This window comes from Candidatus Moraniibacteriota bacterium, assembly GCA_016699875.1.
Taxonomy (GTDB): domain Bacteria; phylum Patescibacteriota; class Minisyncoccia; order Moranbacterales; family UBA1568.
Map to the genome: position 1 here is coordinate 39,464 of CP064989.1, position 18,522 is coordinate 57,985.

At 45.7% G+C, this 18,522-nt stretch carries 18 protein-coding genes; 13 read left to right on the plus strand and 5 right to left on the minus strand.

The annotated features are described in order from the left end of the window. The first annotated feature begins 6 nt into the window (after positions 1–6). Positions 7–447, plus strand: a complete 441-nt coding sequence (locus IPK84_00205) for a hypothetical protein (protein ID QQS15777.1) — start codon at positions 7–9, stop codon at positions 445–447. 171 nt (positions 448–618) lie between these two features. Here the strand turns inward: IPK84_00205 and rpmA are convergent, their stop codons facing one another. Further along, entirely contained in the window at positions 619–900 is a 282-nt protein-coding gene (gene rpmA / locus IPK84_00210) for a 50S ribosomal protein L27 (protein ID QQS15778.1), read from the minus strand. A 714-nt stretch (positions 901–1,614) separates the two neighbouring features. Between rpmA and IPK84_00215 the strand changes: the two genes are divergently transcribed. The 10 genes from IPK84_00215 (at position 1,615) to IPK84_00260 (ending at position 12,872) form a co-directional block, all read left to right on the plus strand. Further along, entirely contained in the window at positions 1,615–2,886 is a 1,272-nt protein-coding gene (locus tag IPK84_00215; protein ID QQS15779.1) for an MFS transporter, read from the plus strand. Continuing rightward, the gene (locus tag IPK84_00220) at positions 2,867–3,067 is read left to right on the plus strand and encodes a hypothetical protein (protein QQS15780.1); all 201 of its coding nucleotides are present in this window, start codon (positions 2,867–2,869) and stop codon (positions 3,065–3,067) included. The genes IPK84_00215 and IPK84_00220 overlap by 20 nt, the downstream gene beginning before the upstream one ends. Positions 3,068–3,075: 8 nt before the next feature. Next, entirely contained in the window at positions 3,076–4,191 is a 1,116-nt protein-coding gene (locus IPK84_00225; protein QQS15781.1) for a metallophosphoesterase, read from the plus strand. Between the two features lie 108 nt (positions 4,192–4,299). Continuing rightward, entirely contained in the window at positions 4,300–5,226 is a 927-nt protein-coding gene (locus tag IPK84_00230; protein QQS15782.1) for an ATP-binding cassette domain-containing protein, read from the plus strand. Between the two features lie 13 nt (positions 5,227–5,239). Further along, on the plus strand, positions 5,240–7,552 hold the full coding sequence (locus IPK84_00235; protein QQS15783.1) for a Gldg family protein: 2,313 nt from the start codon (positions 5,240–5,242) through the stop codon (positions 7,550–7,552). A 21-nt stretch (positions 7,553–7,573) separates the two neighbouring features. After that, on the plus strand, positions 7,574–8,203 hold the full coding sequence (locus IPK84_00240; GenBank protein ID QQS15784.1) for a DUF4340 domain-containing protein: 630 nt from the start codon (positions 7,574–7,576) through the stop codon (positions 8,201–8,203). A gap of 115 nt (positions 8,204–8,318) precedes the next feature. After that, complete coding sequence (locus IPK84_00245) at positions 8,319–8,672, plus strand: hypothetical protein (GenBank protein ID QQS15785.1); 354 nt, start codon at positions 8,319–8,321, stop codon at positions 8,670–8,672. 372 nt (positions 8,673–9,044) lie between these two features. Continuing rightward, positions 9,045–10,877, plus strand: a complete 1,833-nt coding sequence (locus tag IPK84_00250; GenBank protein ID QQS15786.1) for a hypothetical protein — start codon at positions 9,045–9,047, stop codon at positions 10,875–10,877. Between the two features lie 144 nt (positions 10,878–11,021). Next, positions 11,022–12,293 carry a hypothetical protein gene (locus tag IPK84_00255; GenBank protein ID QQS15787.1) on the plus strand — a complete coding sequence of 424 codons (1,272 nt, stop codon included), beginning with the start codon at positions 11,022–11,024 and terminating at the stop codon, positions 12,291–12,293. Between the two features lie 105 nt (positions 12,294–12,398). Next, positions 12,399–12,872 carry a hypothetical protein gene (locus IPK84_00260; GenBank protein QQS15788.1) on the plus strand — a complete coding sequence of 158 codons (474 nt, stop codon included), beginning with the start codon at positions 12,399–12,401 and terminating at the stop codon, positions 12,870–12,872. Between the two features lie 92 nt (positions 12,873–12,964). On the opposite strand, the gene IPK84_00265 is transcribed toward IPK84_00260, so the two are convergent. Genes IPK84_00265 through IPK84_00275 form a run of 3 tightly spaced genes read right to left on the minus strand, consistent with a single transcriptional unit; the run spans position 12,965 to position 16,065 of the window. Beyond that, positions 12,965–14,095: a glycosyltransferase family 4 protein gene (locus tag IPK84_00265; GenBank protein QQS15789.1), complete on the minus strand. Its 1,131-nt coding sequence runs from the start codon at positions 14,093–14,095 to the stop codon at positions 12,965–12,967. 15 nt (positions 14,096–14,110) lie between these two features. After that, positions 14,111–14,815, minus strand: a complete 705-nt coding sequence (locus tag IPK84_00270; GenBank protein ID QQS15790.1) for a UMP kinase — start codon at positions 14,813–14,815, stop codon at positions 14,111–14,113. Then, positions 14,812–16,065: a prolyl-tRNA synthetase gene (locus IPK84_00275; GenBank protein ID QQS15791.1), complete on the minus strand. Its 1,254-nt coding sequence runs from the start codon at positions 16,063–16,065 to the stop codon at positions 14,812–14,814. The genes IPK84_00270 and IPK84_00275 overlap by 4 nt, the downstream gene beginning before the upstream one ends. Positions 16,066–16,183: 118 nt before the next feature. Here IPK84_00275 and IPK84_00280 point away from each other — a divergent pair, with 118 nt between their 5' ends. Beyond that, positions 16,184–17,101: an ABC transporter ATP-binding protein gene (locus IPK84_00280; protein QQS16241.1), complete on the plus strand. Its 918-nt coding sequence runs from the start codon at positions 16,184–16,186 to the stop codon at positions 17,099–17,101. Between the two features lie 10 nt (positions 17,102–17,111). Beyond that, positions 17,112–17,873 carry an ABC transporter permease gene (locus IPK84_00285; GenBank protein ID QQS15792.1) on the plus strand — a complete coding sequence of 254 codons (762 nt, stop codon included), beginning with the start codon at positions 17,112–17,114 and terminating at the stop codon, positions 17,871–17,873. A 186-nt stretch (positions 17,874–18,059) separates the two neighbouring features. Here IPK84_00285 and IPK84_00290 read toward each other — a convergent pair whose 3' ends face one another. Continuing rightward, on the minus strand, positions 18,060–18,485 hold the full coding sequence (locus tag IPK84_00290) for a hypothetical protein (protein QQS15793.1): 426 nt from the start codon (positions 18,483–18,485) through the stop codon (positions 18,060–18,062). Positions 18,486–18,522 lie beyond the last annotated feature (37 nt).

Genomic DNA, 18,522 nt, shown 5'->3' on the forward strand with positions numbered 1-18,522 from the left:
ATGCGTATGGAACTCTCCGAAAACATACCTCGCCAGGAAAGGAATCTGGCTATAGAAGAGAGAAAACATGAGGAGACTCTGAGCTGGTTCGATATGAATCTGCAAGTGTGCGCTATCGAAGAAATAGTCAGAAGAACAACGCCTGACAGTGAAAGTTTGGACCATCTCGACAGACAACAAAGAGGACAGTTGCGACTAGGGATTATTACAAGTGGATTCTCCACGTGGTATAGAGAAGAAAAAATTTCGCAGCGATTCACGGAAAATTCAGAGACATTCTCAAAGATAGCGGCTCTGCATGAAAAACATCTCCAAACAAGCAAATCAAAAGGAGAGGGGAGTGATAACGCCCGGCTGATATTGGAACAAGATTTCCTGGAATTCTCTAAAGAAGTAGCAGATTCCTGGCAATTGTTTCATCAATCGGAGAGCAGTATGCGACATTAGAATACTCACTGAAAAATTATCAAAATACTATATGGAGGAGAAAGAGGGAAAAAGCGAGCAGATAGTGTCACGTTCTATTCTTTCCCAAGCCAGAAAACCCACCAATATTTGGTGGGTTTTCTCTTTTCTCTTCGGAATTCCGGAGTAGTGTACAATGCCAGCTCTCTTTTGTTATGCTGACAGCTTCACGTGAACAAAAATTCGTTTCGCAAGTTTGCCTGTAAAAGCAAGCATTTTCTTGTGTTGAAAAGACACCTTCCCATCCGCAAGAGCAAAAAGAGTGTCATCCGCTCCTTTTTTTACATTCTGACCAGGGTGAAATTTGGTACCCCGCTGACGGACAATAACTTCACCCGGGTGTACTGATTGACCGCCAAACCGCTTTACGCCGAGGCGTTTTGCGATGGAATCGCGGCCAAGATCGGTAGATCCGCCTGCTTTACGATGCGCCATAAACCTGAAATATAGGGATAGACAGATACGATAACAGGGAAATGGTATCGCTTTTTCATGATACTGTCAATATCCGATGGAAGACACTGGAAGAACATGATTTCTGCATATAAAACAAAAGAAATTGACCAAAAAAGAGATACAGCTTGCCTTTTTTGCCTCTAGAAGATACGATAGCGCCATTATACATACGGCATGGGACCCTTTCTGAAAAAACCTTTTCGACATGCGAAAGAAACCGGAGCACAATGGTTTCAGGGGCACGGACAAAGCCTGATACTCTTCGTCGGAGTCGCCGCTTCGCTAATGCTGGCTTTTGAGGGAGGTTTTCTCATTGGAAAAGATCGGCAATCCGCACCCATCTACGTAGAGAAACCAGCCGATCCATGCGTATGCACAACAGTACCCTCTGATCAGAGAGGGGAAGATACCCTCGTGCAAAACTCCCAGAACTCTGTGGGAACAGCAGCTGGAGATTCCGATAATTTAAAAGATATGGGTGATCAGGTCTGCGTATTTGTCGGGAGTCGGAATTCGGATAAGTATCATCTGCCCAAGTGCAGCTGGGCAAAACGGATCAAACCGGAAAACCGAATATGCTTCACGTCCGCTGCTGATGCCGAATCAAAAGGATATAAACCGGGGTGCATAGAATGATGCCAAAGCCACAATAAACACTTCGACAGCTTCAGAGTTTTCTGTGATAATAAGAGCATGTCAGAAGCTACGGAAAGTTCATTGCGGCATTCCGAACAATACGATTCTCTGCAAACGCGCCGACTCAGTGGCATAGCGTTTCTTTTTGGTTTTGCCGACTCATTTTTGGTCTACATCCTCTCAGCATACTTCTCGGAATCAATCGGGAGCGCCAATGTCAGCGCATTTTACTTCATCGCTTTTGGAATTATGCTTGCATTCCTCTTCTCTTTGCAAGCAGTTGTCCGATCAATTGGAGAAACATCGCTCTTTATGCTCTTCATCCTCGGTGTCATCGGGGTGCAGATACCACTTACTTTTCTGCCAACGTCAATTTCAGGGTCGATGCTTATCATGGGATACCTTGTTGCTACGGCGCTGGCTTGGGTCACATTGGATATGGTGCTTGAACGCTCTTCCGAAGACCGGCGATCAGGGAGGATACGCGGCATGAATCTTTCCGCAATGAATCTCGGGATATTGTTCGCCCCATTTCTTTCCGCGACCATCCTCGGTCATTTCGGATTTTCCGGAGTATTTTTTGTCAGTCTTATTTTCTATTCGATCCTGTTTCTTCTTGCACTTCTTCTTTTGGCATCGTCAAAAAGACCGATTGAACGACAAGTTTCACCGGTCAATATTTTCAGAAAGGTGCGGCGCCGCACTGACATCGCAAGAATCTATATTGTTTCATTCGCGCTCAATTTTTTCTACGCAACCATGATCGTCTACACATCGCTCCGCCTCCGAGAACTTGGTATGAGCTGGAACCACATCGGAATTGTTTTCACAATTATGCTCATTCCCTTCGTCATCATTCAGTATCCGCTGGGCAATATTGCGGATCGACGGACTGGCGAAAAAGAGCTTCTTATTGGTTCATTGATTCTTTCAGCGCTCTCAACAGCTTCGCTTGTCTGGATAGAGAGTCCGAGCGTGGTGCTCTGGGCAACGCTGCTTTTTATAACTCGAGTTGGCATTGCCGGAGTCGAAGTTCTGAGTGATTCGTATTTCTACAAGCGTATTGACGGGAGCGATAATGATCTTATTGCCTTTTTTCGGACAGCTCGTCCGGTTGGTAATATTATCGCCGCACTCTTCCTTGGAACCTGGCTTATCTTCTTTCCGCTTTCAAGTATTTTCATTTTGCCCGCCATCATATTATTAGTCGCTCTCATCCCAGCTATCTCCCTCCAAGACAATCCGAGCGAACGCGAACAAGACTCAATCTTGCATGGAAATCAGCCGATCGAAGCACGTATTAATTCCTATGGAACCGGAACTTTTTGAGAAAATACAGAACATCGAACAGAAAGTCGATCGGATGTTTGCAAGCGTCGAGAAGCTCCGGCGATATTTTCTTTGGACACTGATCATTACGCTGGTCACGGTGGTTCTCCCGATTATCGCCCTTATGTTCGCCATACCTTGGGCGTTTGGGATCCTTTCGAACGCCTACAATATTTCATAATCGTTTCTATGGCTCGTTTACTGCAAGGCGTAATAGTTGTATGCGTTGTTTTAGGCATTCTCTCCGGAGCGCAATTTTTTGTATACTTTTCAATTGTACGGTTTTTCTCTGTTACTCATGAGACTGACAAATTACTGCTCTACATAAGCACGGCGGCCATACCAATTGCATTCATTCTCGCCTCCATACTCGGGAGAATGCGAGAAAATATATTCACAAAATCATTCTACATAGTGACTGGTATCCTTCTCGGCATAGGTGCGAATATCGTACTGGCATCTCTTGCTACATGGGGGATACTGTTGTTTTTCAATAATTCGATAGTTGTCTCGCCAACCATCATCGCCGCAATATGCTTTGCTATGGCAATCTCTTTATCTGTCTACGGCGTCTGGAATGCGTCCCATCCGGTTGTCAAGCATATCGAGGTAACTATTCCAAATCTCCCAGATCTGTGGAAAGGGAAGCGAGTTGTCCAATTGTCAGATATTCATCTCGGATATGTCTATCAGTTAAACTTCATGCGTCGAGTCGTTTCTCAGGTCAATACAATTCATCCGGAGGCCGTCTTCATTACCGGAGACCTTTTTGACGGTATGGATGGCGATCTCGAGCATGCTGTGGATACACTCGGGGATATTCGCTCAAAGTACGGCGTATTTTTTGTGAACGGGAATCATGAGACATATTTCGGACTGGAGAAATCTTTCGCTCTTATCGGCAGAACCCCGGTCCGAATCCTTCGAGACGAAGTGATCGATATCGATGGTCTCAAGGTTATCGGTATTGGTTATCCGGATCAAGGAGAGCGAAAAGATATCGTAGGCGTCGCAAGATCCCTTGAGAACTCTTGGAAGGGGAGCCCGAATATCCTTCTCTATCATGCGCCATCGCATATTCGAGGATTCCGAGAGGCGGGAATACATCTCCAACTCTCGGGACACACTCATAAGGGGCAGATGTTTCCCTTCGGACTCATCACAAAAATAGCGCACAAAGGGCATGACTACGGATTGTATACAAAAGGGGATTATACGCTCTATACAACAAGCGGCATCGGCACATGGGGACCGTCAATGCGACTTGGGAATCGCCCGGAAATCGTCGCCATTACATTGCGGTAAATCACACATGCCACAGATATCTTGTCAACGTTGACACAAAAAAGCGTTTCTCTTTACAATGGCGAAGTATGATCGTTTTTTATCCGGATTCTCCCTTTTCCTTCCTCTATGATTACACTCAAGAATGTCACGAAGTATTTCGGAAGAGTGAAAGCGGTCAATGACCTGTCATTTTCAGTGAATTCAAGCGAGGTCATCGGATTTCTTGGGCCAAATGGCGCAGGAAAAACAACGACTCTGCGGATGATGACTGGATTTTTTTCGCCCGATCGAGGGTCGATCATCGTTGATGACATCAATATCGAGCGTGATCCGGTAGCGGTACAAAAAAAGATAGGCTACCTCCCCGAAAACAACCCGCTCTATACGAATATGCTGGTGTCGGAGTTTCTTGATCTCGCTGCGAGACTTCACCAAATATCGCCATCAGAGAGGAAAGAGGCTACTGGTCGCGTTGTGCACGCTGTTGGTATCGAAGAGATGTTCTATCGGCCGATACGAGAACTTTCAAAAGGATTCCGTCAGCGAGTCGGCATCGCTGCTGCGCTTATCCATAAGCCGGACATTATCATTCTTGATGAACCAACCGAAGGACTTGACCCGAATCAGCGAGGTGACATTCGAGCACTTATCAAAGATCTCGCAAAGAAACATACGGTCATCATGAGTACACACGTTATGCAAGAGGCTTCCGCGGTGTGTAGCCGGCTGCTCATATTGAACAAAGGGGGACTCGTCGCCGATGGAACGGTACAGGAACTTTCCGCCAAAGCGGAAGGGAAGCGAATGCTGTCAGTCGATATTGAAGGCGACGACGTAGAGCAGGAGCTTACACGTCTTGCTGGAGGAAGGGACACCTTTTCAGTAAAAGATCGGAAGAAAAATCGATTCTCTGCTACCCTCTCAATTGAAGAAAACCGGGAAATTCGTCCCGATATATCAAAACTCGCCTGGAAACACCACTGGATCTTGTGGGATATGCATGAGGAAGAGCGAAAACTTGAAGATATTTTCCAAGAACTCACCAAGGAATAGATTTCTACCACCTATGAAAAACATTCTCACACTCATTCGAAAAGAATTGCAAGCTTTTTTTAATAACCCGACAGCCTACATTGTAATCGCCGCATTTCTTCTCCTCTGGGAATTTTTGTTCTTTCGCCAGGTGTTCCTTATCGGAGAAATATCCGTCAGGGGACTGTTTGACTTTCTACCTTGGCTCCTTCTTCTGGTCATCCCAGCCCTTACTATGGGATCTCTCGCAGAAGAAAAAAGCGAGGGAACTCTTGAATTTCTCCTCACTCGACCAGTGCGGCCGATAGAGCTGATTCTTGGAAAGTTTTTCGGAATACTAGCTTTCTTTTCGATAGCTACCGCTTTTGTTTTCCCAATCGCCTGGAGCTTCCACTTTTTTGGCGCTGTTGATTGGGGTCAAACAATAGCGCAGTACTTGGGTGGAGTATTTCTTGCCGCTATTTTAGCGAGCCTCGGTATAGCCATTTCGAGCCTGGCACGAAGCCAGATAACAGCTTTCGTCGTATCTGCTATTGCCAGTTTCTTTCTCATCATCTCCGGAATGGAGATAGTCACATCGAGAATCCCTCTATCAATGGCGTCGTTCTTCGAACAATTTTCCGTCTTCAATCACTTCGTATCACTTGCCCGCGGGGTTATCGATACTCGAGACATTTGGTATTTTATCTCCTTTACCTCCGTATTCTTGAGCGTCGCATTTCTCACGATTCTCCAATCAAAACTCGGGAAGCGCCGAAAATCCTACCAACAATACCGGCTCGCACTGGCAGTACTATTCGGTATCGCATTCTTCTCAAATATTGTCGGAGCAAGAATTCCCGGACGCATAGATCTTACCCGCAACCAAATATACACGCTCTCTTCGTCCGCAGATGCGATACTCGCATCGCTTCCTAATGATATTGTCAATATATCACTCTATGCTTCAGGGCAACTCCCGTCTGAATTCCAACCCGTCCTGCGTGATACAAAGGACATGCTTTCGGACTATCAACGAATTGCTGCCGGAAAGATTCAACTCACCACGAAGGATCCCTTATCTGATGAATCAATCGCCAGCGAAGCGCAATCCCTTGGTGTCCAGCCGGTGCGTTTCAATGTTGTCTCGCAAGAAGCATATCAAGTGAAGGAGGGTTACCTTGGAATTGTCATTTCATTTGGAGGTAAACATGAGACCATCCCTTTTGTTCAAAGTACCGACACCTTGGAATATCAACTCTCCAGCCTCCTCACCAAACTTACAACCGATAAAAAACCGTCTGTTGGCATACTCTCCGGACATGGAGAGAAAAGTCTCTTCCGGGATTATTCCCGCATTGCCGATGAATGGGGGAAGCAATTTGACGTACATGAAATTGCCGCGGAAAGCGATGCCTCGACGGATTCAAATAACAGCAAAACAAATCCCGCTCAGAAATCACCAGAAGATGCTCCGGCAAAACATTTCACTTTATCAGATGACCTGAAAGTGCTGATCGTTGCCGGACCAACTGAAAATTTCTCCGACGATGAAAAGAAAACAATTTCCGACTTTCTGAAAAGGGGAGGGAGCGCACTCTTTCTTGTCGATGGCGTAACAGCCTCACCAAGCACGATGAGCGCTTCAAAAAATGCCAGTAATTTCTCAGATTTCATTAGGGATGAGCTCGGCGTAACTGTTCGGAAGGACATGGTCTATGATCTCCGCGCCAATGAGTCTGTTAGTTTTGGTGGGGGAAAGAATATGCAGTATATCTTGCCGTATCCGCTCTGGATTCGAGCGCAAAAATCTGAGAGCAACTCCCCACTCACGGCATCAATTAATGAAATTTCCCTCCCATGGACAAGCTCTATAGAAACTGATAGTGACACCGTTCAGAAACAAGGATACGCACAGACAGCCCTTTTCGTCACAACGCCCTTTGCCGGGCAAGAAGAGACGGACCTTAACATAGCACCGGATCAAGACTTTCCAAAAACTGACCTTGCAACGCACACCGTTGCTATCGAATTGACACGAGATCACGAAGAAACAAGCAATTTTGCATCCCACATTATCATTGTCGGGAATTCTGGATTTCTCACAGATCAGTTCGTTGGAAATAATCCATCAAACCTGTCTTTCGGTATCGGAGCGCTTGCATTCTTGGGACAGGAATCTTCCCTCGGATCGATAGCGGCCAAAAATGTCTCGGCGGAGAAATTTCATTTTACCAATGCCTCCGAACCAACTATTCTGAAGTTTGGTAATATAGCATTCGCTCTCTCCCTCACTCTCGGATATGGCATGTTCCGACTTATTCGAAGAAACAGAAAACGACGATTCTCCTATGAAGAAGATATCTAAAACTGTGACTCGAGCACCTCTATGAAAAATATTTCCTTTCTCAAGATCGCTTCCATTATTCTAGTCGGACTCTTCCTTATAGCTATAATCCCATGGATCAGCAACGTACTTTCATCGAAGGAAGATGTTGATATTGATATAAAGAATATCGCTCCAAGTATTAACCTCTCGTCGTTTACAGAAAATACTGTTACCTCCATAAAGATAACCAGGAAAGATGCTGATGATGTTGTTTTAGAGAAAAAAGGTGGCGCGTGGAAAATAGGTGCGGACGACGCCGACACTACAAAAGTAACCGCTCTTTTCCAGTCATTTGAGACGCTCGTACCACATGAAATAGTCTCGAAAAACGAAGATAATTTCAGTAAATTCGGCGTCACAAAAGACGATGGAATCCGGCTCGAAATCAGCACGAGCGGAAATCCCTCCGTGTTTTATATAGGAGCTGATAGCGATGTTCCTCAAGAATTCTATCTTCGAAAAGACGGGATAAAGAATACCTACTCCGCAAGAGGAACTCTCCGGAACCTCCTCACACAAAGCGTTTCCTACTGGAAGAAAGTCCCCACAGAGGAGAAGGCTAGTGATAACGCATCTGCCGATAAAATAAATGACAACGCGGGGAGTTTCTCGAAAGAAGCAGGGGAGTAGTGTATACTCCTGAAAGATGAAAGATGTGAAAAAAGATGACAAAAAAATAGCGAGAAGAACAACTTCTTCTTTGGTAAATTAAATAAAGAAAAATTGATAAATAATAACTAACTATATGTCAGATATTCAAAGCATCTTTGATCATTTGAGTGAAATGAAGAAAGAGCAAAAAGAAATAAAAAAAGAGTACCGGGACATACTTGCGCAAAACCTCGATTACGAAAAAGCAATTGAAGAGCTCGAAAAAACTCGAGAAAAAAAGTCTACCCTCGAACAAAAAGCCAAAGATTCTCTCGGCAAGCGCTACGAACGATACGAGGAACTCGCAGATGAAATCAAAGCTAATCAAGAAATGTTGTCAGATATGGCTATGACAACGCTTATGGATGGAAAAACAGTTGAAGCTGTCGATGAGTACGGCAACAAATACGAACCAATTTTTGCAGTTCGCTTCAAGAAGCAGGGATAGGGATAGGGGGAAATTCCCAACTCCTTCAAAAGGTGTAAGATGTAGCGCACCAGTTACTTTTATATTAAGTATGTCGCATAATGTAAGTTATGCGACATATACATAACAAACAGCTGCTTCAAAAATCTAAGTCCTTTATATATATCACGCTTCTCTACTACCAAACTACCAACTTTCCTGGATTTTCTTGGATTTTTTTTAGATACACAACAAAAACAAGAACAAGCCTCTCTGTAAATCTGTAAATACTGTAAATAAATGAGTAAACGACTTGTTGGCGATATTTTTTTGTGCATCTTTTCTTCTGGTTTCTTCGGTGTATATACGCAAGGGAAGACCTCTCCCAGGGTATAATGTTATAATATCGGGTATATGGTGGACATACATGAGAAGAAACAGACAACCTCTTCCCCGCTTTTATTGTCCGAATCAGACGCCTCAATCGTTGAGCGAATTTCAGGAGCTTGGATAGCATTTCTCTTCGGAGCATTCCTTTTGGCTATAGGCGGGAAATTCACCGATAATACAATTCTTTTTCTTTCTCTTGCTGTAGTGACAGGCGCACTTATAGCGCTCCGGAAACTACGCCCATCGAAGAAATTCGCACTGGTCAGTGTAGCGATCTTTTTCTTCATCTTCAGTACCTCTTTTTCGCCCTCCCCTTCCGCATCTGTTTTTTCGGGACGTGACCAAGGATCGTATGCAGAAGCAGCTATTCGACTTGCACACGAACATTCATTGCACTCATATACCCCCTCTGTTGAAAGAAACTTCTTCCGCCTCTACGGAACTGGGAAGGCTCTCAATTTCCCGGGATTTTTCTTCGCTCCGGATGGGTCACTCGTTACGCAATTTCCGCTTGGAAATATCGCTTGGTTTGGAGCAAACATTTCACTGTTCGGCATAGCTGGACTCTCCATTGCCAATGCGTTTACGCTTTTCATATCACTTCTCGTCCTTTTTACCCTCCTATGGAGATTCTTGCCATTCCAATTCGCCGTCGGAGGAGTGGCTATTGCCGCACTTTCGTTCCCCTTCATATGGATACAAGAGCAGACATTGAGTGAAAATCTCGCACTCCCTCTCTTCCTCATACTCTCCTTCTGTGCCGTCTTATTCCTGAATCAACCGAGACGATGGACATACTTGCTGGCCCTATCGTCATCGGTATTTCTTTGCCTGACCCGCATAGAAGGTTTTGCGATTCTCGTGGCCGTGGCAACCCTCTTTCTTTCCCGGGGAAGCTCTCGGAAATACATCCTCACACATTGGCCCACAACAATCCTGTTTGCACTAGTCGTAACCGGAGCCGTTATTGGTGTGGATATTTTCTTTAACACACCCTTCTATAAAACAATAGGAAAAGCCGCTACCGAATCATCCGCCAATACTTCGCAGGTGATCCCCTCATTTATTTCCTCGGCATTACATTCGATTGTACACGTATCAAGTGTATTCTGGACATACGGGATAATCTCAGTAACATCGCTTTCGCTCCTCGGCATCGTGTTTCTTTTCAAAAAACGGGAGCATCTCAAGCTCGTACCCTTCTGGTTGGCACTGCCGACATTTGCCTACATTTTCAGTCCCCAGATATCCTCGGACCATCCCTGGATGCTCCGGCGATTTGTATTTGCATTCTGGCCGACTGTTGTCATATTAGCTATCTTCGCACTCGCGCAGTTGCAAAGATACTTCAAGAATCGCTACCCGGAGAAAATTATATTCAGGCCGACCATTTTCTCGGCTCTATTCAGTACACTCCTCATTCTCCCTGCAATCCCTGCGACCGCGCCAAGACTTTTTTTTGCTGAGAATAGAAATTTACTCGCCGATGTCGAAACGCTTTCAAACAACTTCTCCGATCATGATCTTGTGCTTGTTGATCGTATGTCATCCGGAGATCCATTCTCAATTATTGCCGACCCCATGAGTACTTTGTTTGGGAAGAATGCTGTGTACTTCTTTAATCCGAGTGATCTCTCGAACATTGACACGGATCAATTCGAACATATATACCTCATTGCCCGAGATGGAGATGAGATAGCATATCAGACAGCTTTTAAACACCGGTTCGAATTACAAAAGATTCATCCGTATACACTGCGGACATCCCTCTTCAGTCGCGAAACCGACTCCTCTCGATTATCAGTTCGAAATGATGCCATCGTATCAGGATCGATATTTCTTGTTGTGCCAAAATGAGCAATGAGCGTCTCGCCGTTTAGTCCGCGAGTATGCGGAAAAGAACTATAATAAAACTTTATGTTAAAGAATCGTCTTGGAAAGCCCTGGAAAAGGCTCTACATGGCTCTTCGCGCAATGTTGTGGGGAGCTTTTCTCGCAAGTATGGCACTATTCGCTTTTTCGATACTTTTCCCATCGCAAGACCTCTCCTATACTTTCTCGGATTCTAAAACCGGAGGTAATGAAATTGAACGACCGCGGACAGATGCCGGAGATACTCGAGAGAGTGGGCGCCTCCGCAAAGGAGAGACTCTCGTTTTAGATGCATCGGTTCTTGGTGATTTTTCCCATGCAAGAGTAAGCATTTCCGGGAAAGACACTTCTGATAATCAAGCAATGGAAAATATTCGTATTACAGCAAAACGCTCGCAGCAAGCATTTTTTTACCCAAAAGGACCCTCGGCAACCTTCCCTTCGGGAACACTCATGAAACACCATGAGGAAATATTTCTTGTAGGATCCGACGGATTGAGACATCGATTCGATTCAGAGAAAGACGCTGCGTTATGGGGATACGATACGAGTACGTTCCTCTCGGTTTCCGACGAAGAGCTCCTTGCCAATTCGGAAGGAGATGCCCTGCCCAGTCCTCTTCACACAGGCATCGACGAATCATTACCCGATGGGGCATTTATTCGATCAGACGACACCTACTATGCTTGGAAGAACGGTATGCTCTATCCATTTGTTAGCACTGGCGCATTCCTCGAGCAATTCCCGGAGAAGTGGGCGCTCATCCGAGAGAACACCTTCATAAAGAACCACGCCATCTCCGATGAATGGATTGGCTATCCAAGCGGATCTTTGCTCGCTTGGGGAGACGGTGTTTTCATTATGGACGGTTCTTCGCCACGACCCGTTCTTGGAGCAGATATCTTTCTCTCCTTGGGTTACTCTTGGGATGATGTCCGTACGGTAAGCGATGAGGAGATTAGTCTGGAACAAAAAGGGAAATTTGTTGATATAAGTGTTCCACAACCGGATGGAACTGTCTTCATGGACACGGACGAGCATCGCTACTTCCTCGTCCAAGGCGAGACACTCCGGGAAATACATGGGGAATCGATGCTTCATATGTGGCTTGGCAAAAGACACCCCGTACTTGTTTCTTCCAAGGACTCTGGTAGGAATGCTTCTTGCACACTAACCAAAGCGTCGATCTTTTCTACAAGTACGATGGCGTGCTCGATCCCACTTGAGAGTTTTGCTAATATACGCGGAGATACCTATGAACTCTCCTTTTTAACAAACAAAGAAATTGCTCTTGATCGAATGGACATTGTCTTCGAGAGTTCCCTAAAAGAACAAACTCTCGTCACAACTCTTTCAAAACTCAAATCAAGAATACTCTCACGATACCTTCCCTCTCAATAAAATAAAAATGCGCGGAAAGGCAAGAAGAACACATATACAAGAGTGAAATTCTAAGAATTCAACGAAAGAATTATGGGTGGCGAAAAAAACACAAAGAGAAAAGATATGGCAGATACAACATTGCTCTCTTTGGTAAAAAAAATAATTAAAAAAGAAGAGCTTCGAATAATAGTTGTGTTGCTCCTACGCGAGACAATTGCACTCTCCCTCTTTTCACTTGCCATTCTTCTTTCACTGGAAAGTCTTCTCCCGGGAACTGTCTCCCTTCGAGAAAGCATGTTGCTCTTTATCATCGGAATAGCCGGAACACTTCTCGTAGAACGAAAACTCTCCTCTATTCTCAAGCCAGTGTCATCGAGCCGTGAAGGCACATCTCATCAACTGCCTACTCAAAAAAAACAAACCTTCTTATTCCGGGGATTCATTATCTGGTCAGCATTTCTTCTGGGAAATGCGCTCTTTGGATTCCATCCGGCCATTATCCTCATTCTTCTCATCATAACCACTCCGCTTCTTGCCATTTTTTTCGATATCACATTTGGAAAAACCGGGAAAATCAGTGAAATGCTCCCGAAATAATCCAATTAGATTAAACGAGATACAATTTTCCCTCCCTATCTCTCTTCTCTGACACTTGTTCGCATCTGGTTTAGAAATTTTCGAGAAAAGTGCTACCGGATAATCCATTCTGCCGTCTCCTGAGCGCACTGATCCCAAGAAAATTTTCGGAGTTGGCCCTTCCCCTTCTCGATAAGAGATTCTCGCTCCTGTTCATTGGACCAGAGCTGAGAAAACGCATCTGCCAACGCATCGCATCGAGCAGATTCAAAGAATCGGGCGGCGTTGCCGGCCACTTCCGGAAGGCTTGAATTGTTAGCACATACGACAGGCACACCAAAAGAAAACGCTTCCAATATTGGAAGTCCGAATCCCTCATACAATGATGGGTAGGCGAATATTTTCGCGTGCCTGTAAAGTGCAGACCGCTCTTCAAAAGACACTTGGCCAGTCATAATGATACGATCACGAAAGGTATGCTGCTCCCTTGCCAGGAATATCGGCTCGCTCATCCATGCCGCCTCGCCAGCAAGAACAAGCTTTACCGAAAGGTGTTCCCTTCCGAATACTTCGAATGCATCCATCAAACAAAGGAGATTTTTTCTTGGCTGAAGGGCGCCGACATATAGAATATATTCTCCGGAAGAGAGATGAAATCTTTCCAGGGTACTCGCACCTCTGTTTATTCCATCATCGTCACGTGCTGCTACGCCACTCTGCATCGCATTGTCAAAGCCGTGATGAATAACGCGGATTTTCTGTTCGGAAACTTGCGGATACCAGCGAATAATATCTCGTTTCGTTGATTCTGAGATAGCGATAAGCCGCGTCGAATTCCGAACAGCAAAATCCGTCAGCCAATTCAGCTTCCGAACATCGCGGGGCGGGAAATGTTCCGGAAATAGCTTGAAAGCAAGATCATGAATCGTCACTACCGATTCAACTCCTCGCGGACGAAAAACCGGAAGCGCCTGCACGGGCATAAACAGGCGATCGGGACGAAATCGGAATATCTCCCATGCGAAACGCGTATGTGTCCAGGCGATCGGAAAAGGAACAGCATGAATATGGTAGTTCCCAAATAACGGTGGGACTAGATTCACATTGAAGTCAGCGCGATGAAAGAGGTGCCATATCTCATCTGGGAACATCAATCCGAAACGCTCGAGAAGTCGCAGAATATAAACTCGCGTCCCATCAATGCGTTCAGCATCAAGGTCAGCCGCCTGAATGGCAATCCGCATAGAGGAGAGTCTTTATCATCGGATCGTTGTACCAATAAAATCCCCACCGAGAAAATATCGTTCAAGATTGCCGATATCCAAACCATTCATAACGACAACAGAGAATCCTTCTTCCTCAGCAAGTTTCGAAGCAACCGGATCAAAAGGCGCGCTCATGCCCGGACTCCACGTATCTCCTACCAGCCCGCGAAACACCGGCCATGTGAGATGATTAAAGCGTTGCGCATCAGCATTCTCTCGAGGATCAGCATTGTAGACTCCATCCGTATTTGAGAGGTTGATAATCGTCTTGAAGTCGAGATATTTTGCCAAGACAGTTGCAATATAATCCGTGGAAAATCCCGGCCTCCATCCACCAGCCACAATAATCGGCTCTTTCACCTGGTAAAAGTCTTCGAGATCATGCGGATTGGTATTGATGCGCGGATGCGCCCACTCACGGAAAATCGTGCGCAGGAAATGCGCATTCATACGTGTCGCATGGATGCCAAGCCAGTCTTGGTCATCATTTTCAATGGAGTGAACTCTCGAAGCGGCTTCGATATAGTTGCGCGCAGTTCGTCCGCCGCCAACGACCAATATAAACGAATAGCCCTCTTGTACTCGATCCACAATACAATCATGAAACCGCTTGACAAAATCCGTATCAATACCGCCATCAGGAACAACGAGTGATCCGCCGACAGAGATGAGAAATCGTTTCGATTGATCGTGTTTCATGCTCGTGTTGTATTGTGAACAAACATGCTCAGAGCTTTTTCAAGAGAAAGAACGGTTGTTTCCTCATCTGTCCGCCGCTTCATTTCCGCGCCGCCATGCTCAAGCGATCGCTTCGAAACTACCAACCGATACGGCATGCCCAGCAAGTCGCTGTCACCGAATTTCTCACCAGCGCTTACATCGCGATCATCGTACAGTATATCGATGCCATGGGCAGTAAGTTTTTCATACCACTCGCCTGCTTCTTTGTTCGCTCCAAGCGAAATAAGGTGCACCCGAAACGGCGCCACACTCTCCGGCCAGACAATTCCTTTCTCATCGGAGAGCAACTCAACAATCGTTCCCAAGAGTCGGGTTGGCCCAATGCCATAACTTCCCATTACAACCGGCTTTGAGATACCGTTCTCATCGATATACAACAGGCCCAATGCTTCAGAAAATCGAGTGCCAAGTTTAAAGATATTTCCTACTTCAATGGATTTTACCTGCTCAAGATCATCCTTCTGAAGACCGAGATCGCGCAGCACTTCTTCCGTATATACCTCTTCATTCACCGCTATACCTTTTGCTTTCGACAAATAAATAGTATCTTCACCGGCATCGCTTACAGCCTGGAACTCATGGCTGTATTTGGAAAACACTCCGCCGCTCGCAAATGTCTTGAATGTTAAACTGCCAATGCCGACTCGTGCGAATATTTTCGCATACGATTCAGCGCATCGACCATAGAATATATCGAGGTCCTCCTCTGTTGCACTAAAAGAATACAGGTCCTTCATTAAGAACTCTCGTCCGCGCATGATGCCGCTCTTTGCTCGTTCCTCGTTCCGAAATTTTGTCTGAATCTGATACGGATACGCCGGGAGATCGCGATAGGACGAAATATGCTGTCTCATAATCGCCGTGATCGCTTCTTCGTGGGTAAAGCCAAGTCCAAGTTCCGATCCACTCCTCAGCGTTGTCTTAAACCAATTGTCCACGATGGCATCATCCCATCGTTGTGTCTTCTGCCATAATTCCGGATTTTGAAGTGCTGTCAGAAGCACTTCGCGACCGCCGATCATCTCTATCTCATCTCGGATAATCTGCTCGATATTTCGAAGAGTCCGCAAACCAAGTGGCAGAAACGAATATACGCCTGCCATTTCTTTGTGAACAAACCCGGCACGAATCAAAAGTTGCGCATTACGACTCACTTCGTCCGCTGGGTTCTCTTTGCGGGTCTTCGTAAAAAGTTCAGAGTGTCTCATAGGTGTAGAAAACGCTTTCATATCCCCTGTTCTTCCCAAGAGTACACTAATTATGGTACACTGGCAATCTCCTCTGCTTTTGATTTTTCATGCTCGAATTATTTACAACGCCAAAAAAATTATGGCTATCATTTCCGTACAGCATCTCTCAAAAACATACGATTCCGGACTTCACGCACTTCGAGATGTCTCGATTGATATCCGTTCTGGAGAAATCTTTGCCCTCCTCGGACCAAATGGCGCCGGGAAAACCACGCTTATCGGTATCATCACCGGACTCGTCACTAAAACATCAGGCAGCGTATTAGTCGATGGCAAAGATATCGAAAAAGACTATCGCTACACACGGAGTCTCATCGGATTCGTCCCGCAAGAAATCTCTCTCGATATTTTCCTCTCCGTCGAGCAAATTCTCAAAAACCAACGCGGCTTCTATGGGAAACCGGCAAACCCAGCACTCCTCGAGCGCATCATGCGCGATCTCTCGCTCTGGGACAAGCGCCACGCGGAAGTCCGCTCGCTTTCCGGTGGTATGAAGCGACGAGTACTTATTGCCAAAGCACTTACGAATGAGCCAAAAATTCTCTTTCTTGATGAGCCGACCGCTGGCGTCGATGTCGATCTTCGCAAAGATATGTGGGAGCAAGTGCAAAAGCTCCGCGCATCCGGCACCACCATCATTCTCACGACACACTATATCGAAGAAGCTGAACTCCTCGCCGATCGAATTGGCGTCATCAACGAAGGCAAGCTCATATTGGTCGAAGAAAAAGAAACACTCATGAAAAAAATGGGTGAAAAGACGCTTATTGTCCAGCTTAAAAAACCACTGGAAGCTATTCCGCCCACAATTGTCAGCCCTCGACTCTCACTTTCCGAGGACAGACGATCCCTCTCATTGCAGTATTCCTCCGAAGAGCCGACTGTCTTCCCTTTTCTGCAAGCACTCGAAAAACACAGTATTTCCGCATCCGATATAACCACAACCGAAACTTCACTCGAAGAAATATTCGTCACACTCATTGAAAAAAAATAACATCCATATTATGAATTGGATCGGATTCAAAACTATCTTCATGAAAGAAGTTGGGAGATCGAAAGATGTTCTCGTCCAAGCGTTTCTCTCACCAGTCATCACGACGCTTCTCTATTTTCTCGTCTTCGGCAGCGCGATCGGCGGCAATATCAAACCGATTCACGGCGTGCCCTACGATCACTTCATCGTACCGGGACTCATCATGATGGCACTTCTCATGAACTCTCTCATGGCGGCATCGAGTGGCATCTATTTCCCTCGCTTCATTGGCACCATGAGCGATCTTCTGACTTCCCCTCTCTCCTATCTCGAGATCGTGATGGGATTTGCACTTTCCGCAGCCGCCCGCGCACTCGCCATTGGCATCACCATATTCGTCATCTCCTGGATTATTACCGGCATCACGGTCGCTCATGTTGTTTTCACTCTCATCTTCGGACTCCTCACCGCGCTCACGTTTGCCCTACTCGGACTCGTCCTTGGCATTTGGGCGAAGGACTTCGAACAGCTCAGCATGGTCCCGACACTCCTCCTCACCCCGCTCACTTTTTTGGGCGGCATCTTCTATTCGGCAAACATGCTTCCGCCGATGTGGCAAAACGTCACAAAGGCGAATCCGGTTTTCTACATGATTGACGGCTTGCGATGGGGCTTCTTCGGCGTCTCCGACACCGATCCGATCATAAGCCTCGTCATCACCGGCGCCGTCCTCACGCTCTCCATACTCATCCTTCGCCGAATGTTCCAAACCGGCTATCGACTGAAATCGTAAACTTGAGAGAGATATCTACCCCTCATTCCTGGAAAGATTTCAATCTTTCGGAAGGGGGTTCTATTTCACCAATTCGTGTTCGCTGCTGGCGAAGACGCGGTTAGTAATGAGTGCGTCGCCAACGAGGGCGCCATCCACGATAGTATAATGATAGCAGAGACAAAAACCGATCCTCATCAGAGGATTTTAATAGCAGACAGCAATAATAAAGCTGATTGGTAAAGACCACAAGGTATACTTGAAGGTGTTCAGCAACACCGAGTACCATTTACCGGTCAAGCTGTTTTTAATCCATAAAAAAATTAACCCGTTAACGGGTTTCACGCCCACTTGACCAACTCCAATGTTCTTAATAGTTGGATATGTAATGCCAGTTATTTCCTGAATAGGTGCTAAGCAGGCAATAGCAACAAATGTTCCAGCAAGTCCAATCATTACAATAAGCGATAACATTTTTAGAGAACTAAACGCCAATATCGCGTAAAATGTTGTATAAAACCCAAACGCAACTCCTAAAAGAGAAAGAAAAGTTAAAATAAATAATGAAATAAGCTCAACTACTACAAAGGATCTCCGTTTATCGAGTCGCCAGTTTGGCGTATAGAGTGACACAATAGATTGATGCCATTCGAGCCTTTTAATAATGAGG

What these genes read in the sequence shown, in the direction of transcription:
- IPK84_00240 (QQS15784.1), top strand. Translation starts at nt 7,574, where the DNA reads ATGAAAAATATTTCCTTTCTCAAGATCGCTTCCATTATTCTAGTCGGA.
- IPK84_00245 (QQS15785.1), top strand. Translation starts at nt 8,319, where the DNA reads ATGTCAGATATTCAAAGCATCTTTGATCATTTGAGTGAAATGAAGAAA.
- IPK84_00250 (QQS15786.1), top strand. Translation starts at nt 9,045, where the DNA reads ATGGTGGACATACATGAGAAGAAACAGACAACCTCTTCCCCGCTTTTA.
- IPK84_00235 (QQS15783.1), top strand. Translation starts at nt 5,240, where the DNA reads ATGAAAAACATTCTCACACTCATTCGAAAAGAATTGCAAGCTTTTTTT.
- rpmA (QQS15778.1), bottom strand. Translation starts at nt 900, where the DNA reads ATGGCGCATCGTAAAGCAGGCGGATCTACCGATCTTGGCCGCGATTCC.
- IPK84_00285 (QQS15792.1), top strand. Translation starts at nt 17,112, where the DNA reads ATGAATTGGATCGGATTCAAAACTATCTTCATGAAAGAAGTTGGGAGA.
- IPK84_00265 (QQS15789.1), bottom strand. Translation starts at nt 14,095, where the DNA reads ATGCGGATTGCCATTCAGGCGGCTGACCTTGATGCTGAACGCATTGAT.
- IPK84_00230 (QQS15782.1), top strand. Translation starts at nt 4,300, where the DNA reads ATGATTACACTCAAGAATGTCACGAAGTATTTCGGAAGAGTGAAAGCG.
- IPK84_00220 (QQS15780.1), top strand. Translation starts at nt 2,867, where the DNA reads ATGGAACCGGAACTTTTTGAGAAAATACAGAACATCGAACAGAAAGTC.
- IPK84_00255 (QQS15787.1), top strand. Translation starts at nt 11,022, where the DNA reads ATGGCACTATTCGCTTTTTCGATACTTTTCCCATCGCAAGACCTCTCC.
- IPK84_00260 (QQS15788.1), top strand. Translation starts at nt 12,399, where the DNA reads ATGGCAGATACAACATTGCTCTCTTTGGTAAAAAAAATAATTAAAAAA.
- IPK84_00215 (QQS15779.1), top strand. Translation starts at nt 1,615, where the DNA reads ATGTCAGAAGCTACGGAAAGTTCATTGCGGCATTCCGAACAATACGAT.
- IPK84_00275 (QQS15791.1), bottom strand. Translation starts at nt 16,065, where the DNA reads ATGAGACACTCTGAACTTTTTACGAAGACCCGCAAAGAGAACCCAGCG.
- IPK84_00225 (QQS15781.1), top strand. Translation starts at nt 3,076, where the DNA reads ATGGCTCGTTTACTGCAAGGCGTAATAGTTGTATGCGTTGTTTTAGGC.
- IPK84_00205 (QQS15777.1), top strand. Translation starts at nt 7, where the DNA reads ATGGAACTCTCCGAAAACATACCTCGCCAGGAAAGGAATCTGGCTATA.
- IPK84_00270 (QQS15790.1), bottom strand. Translation starts at nt 14,815, where the DNA reads ATGAAACACGATCAATCGAAACGATTTCTCATCTCTGTCGGCGGATCA.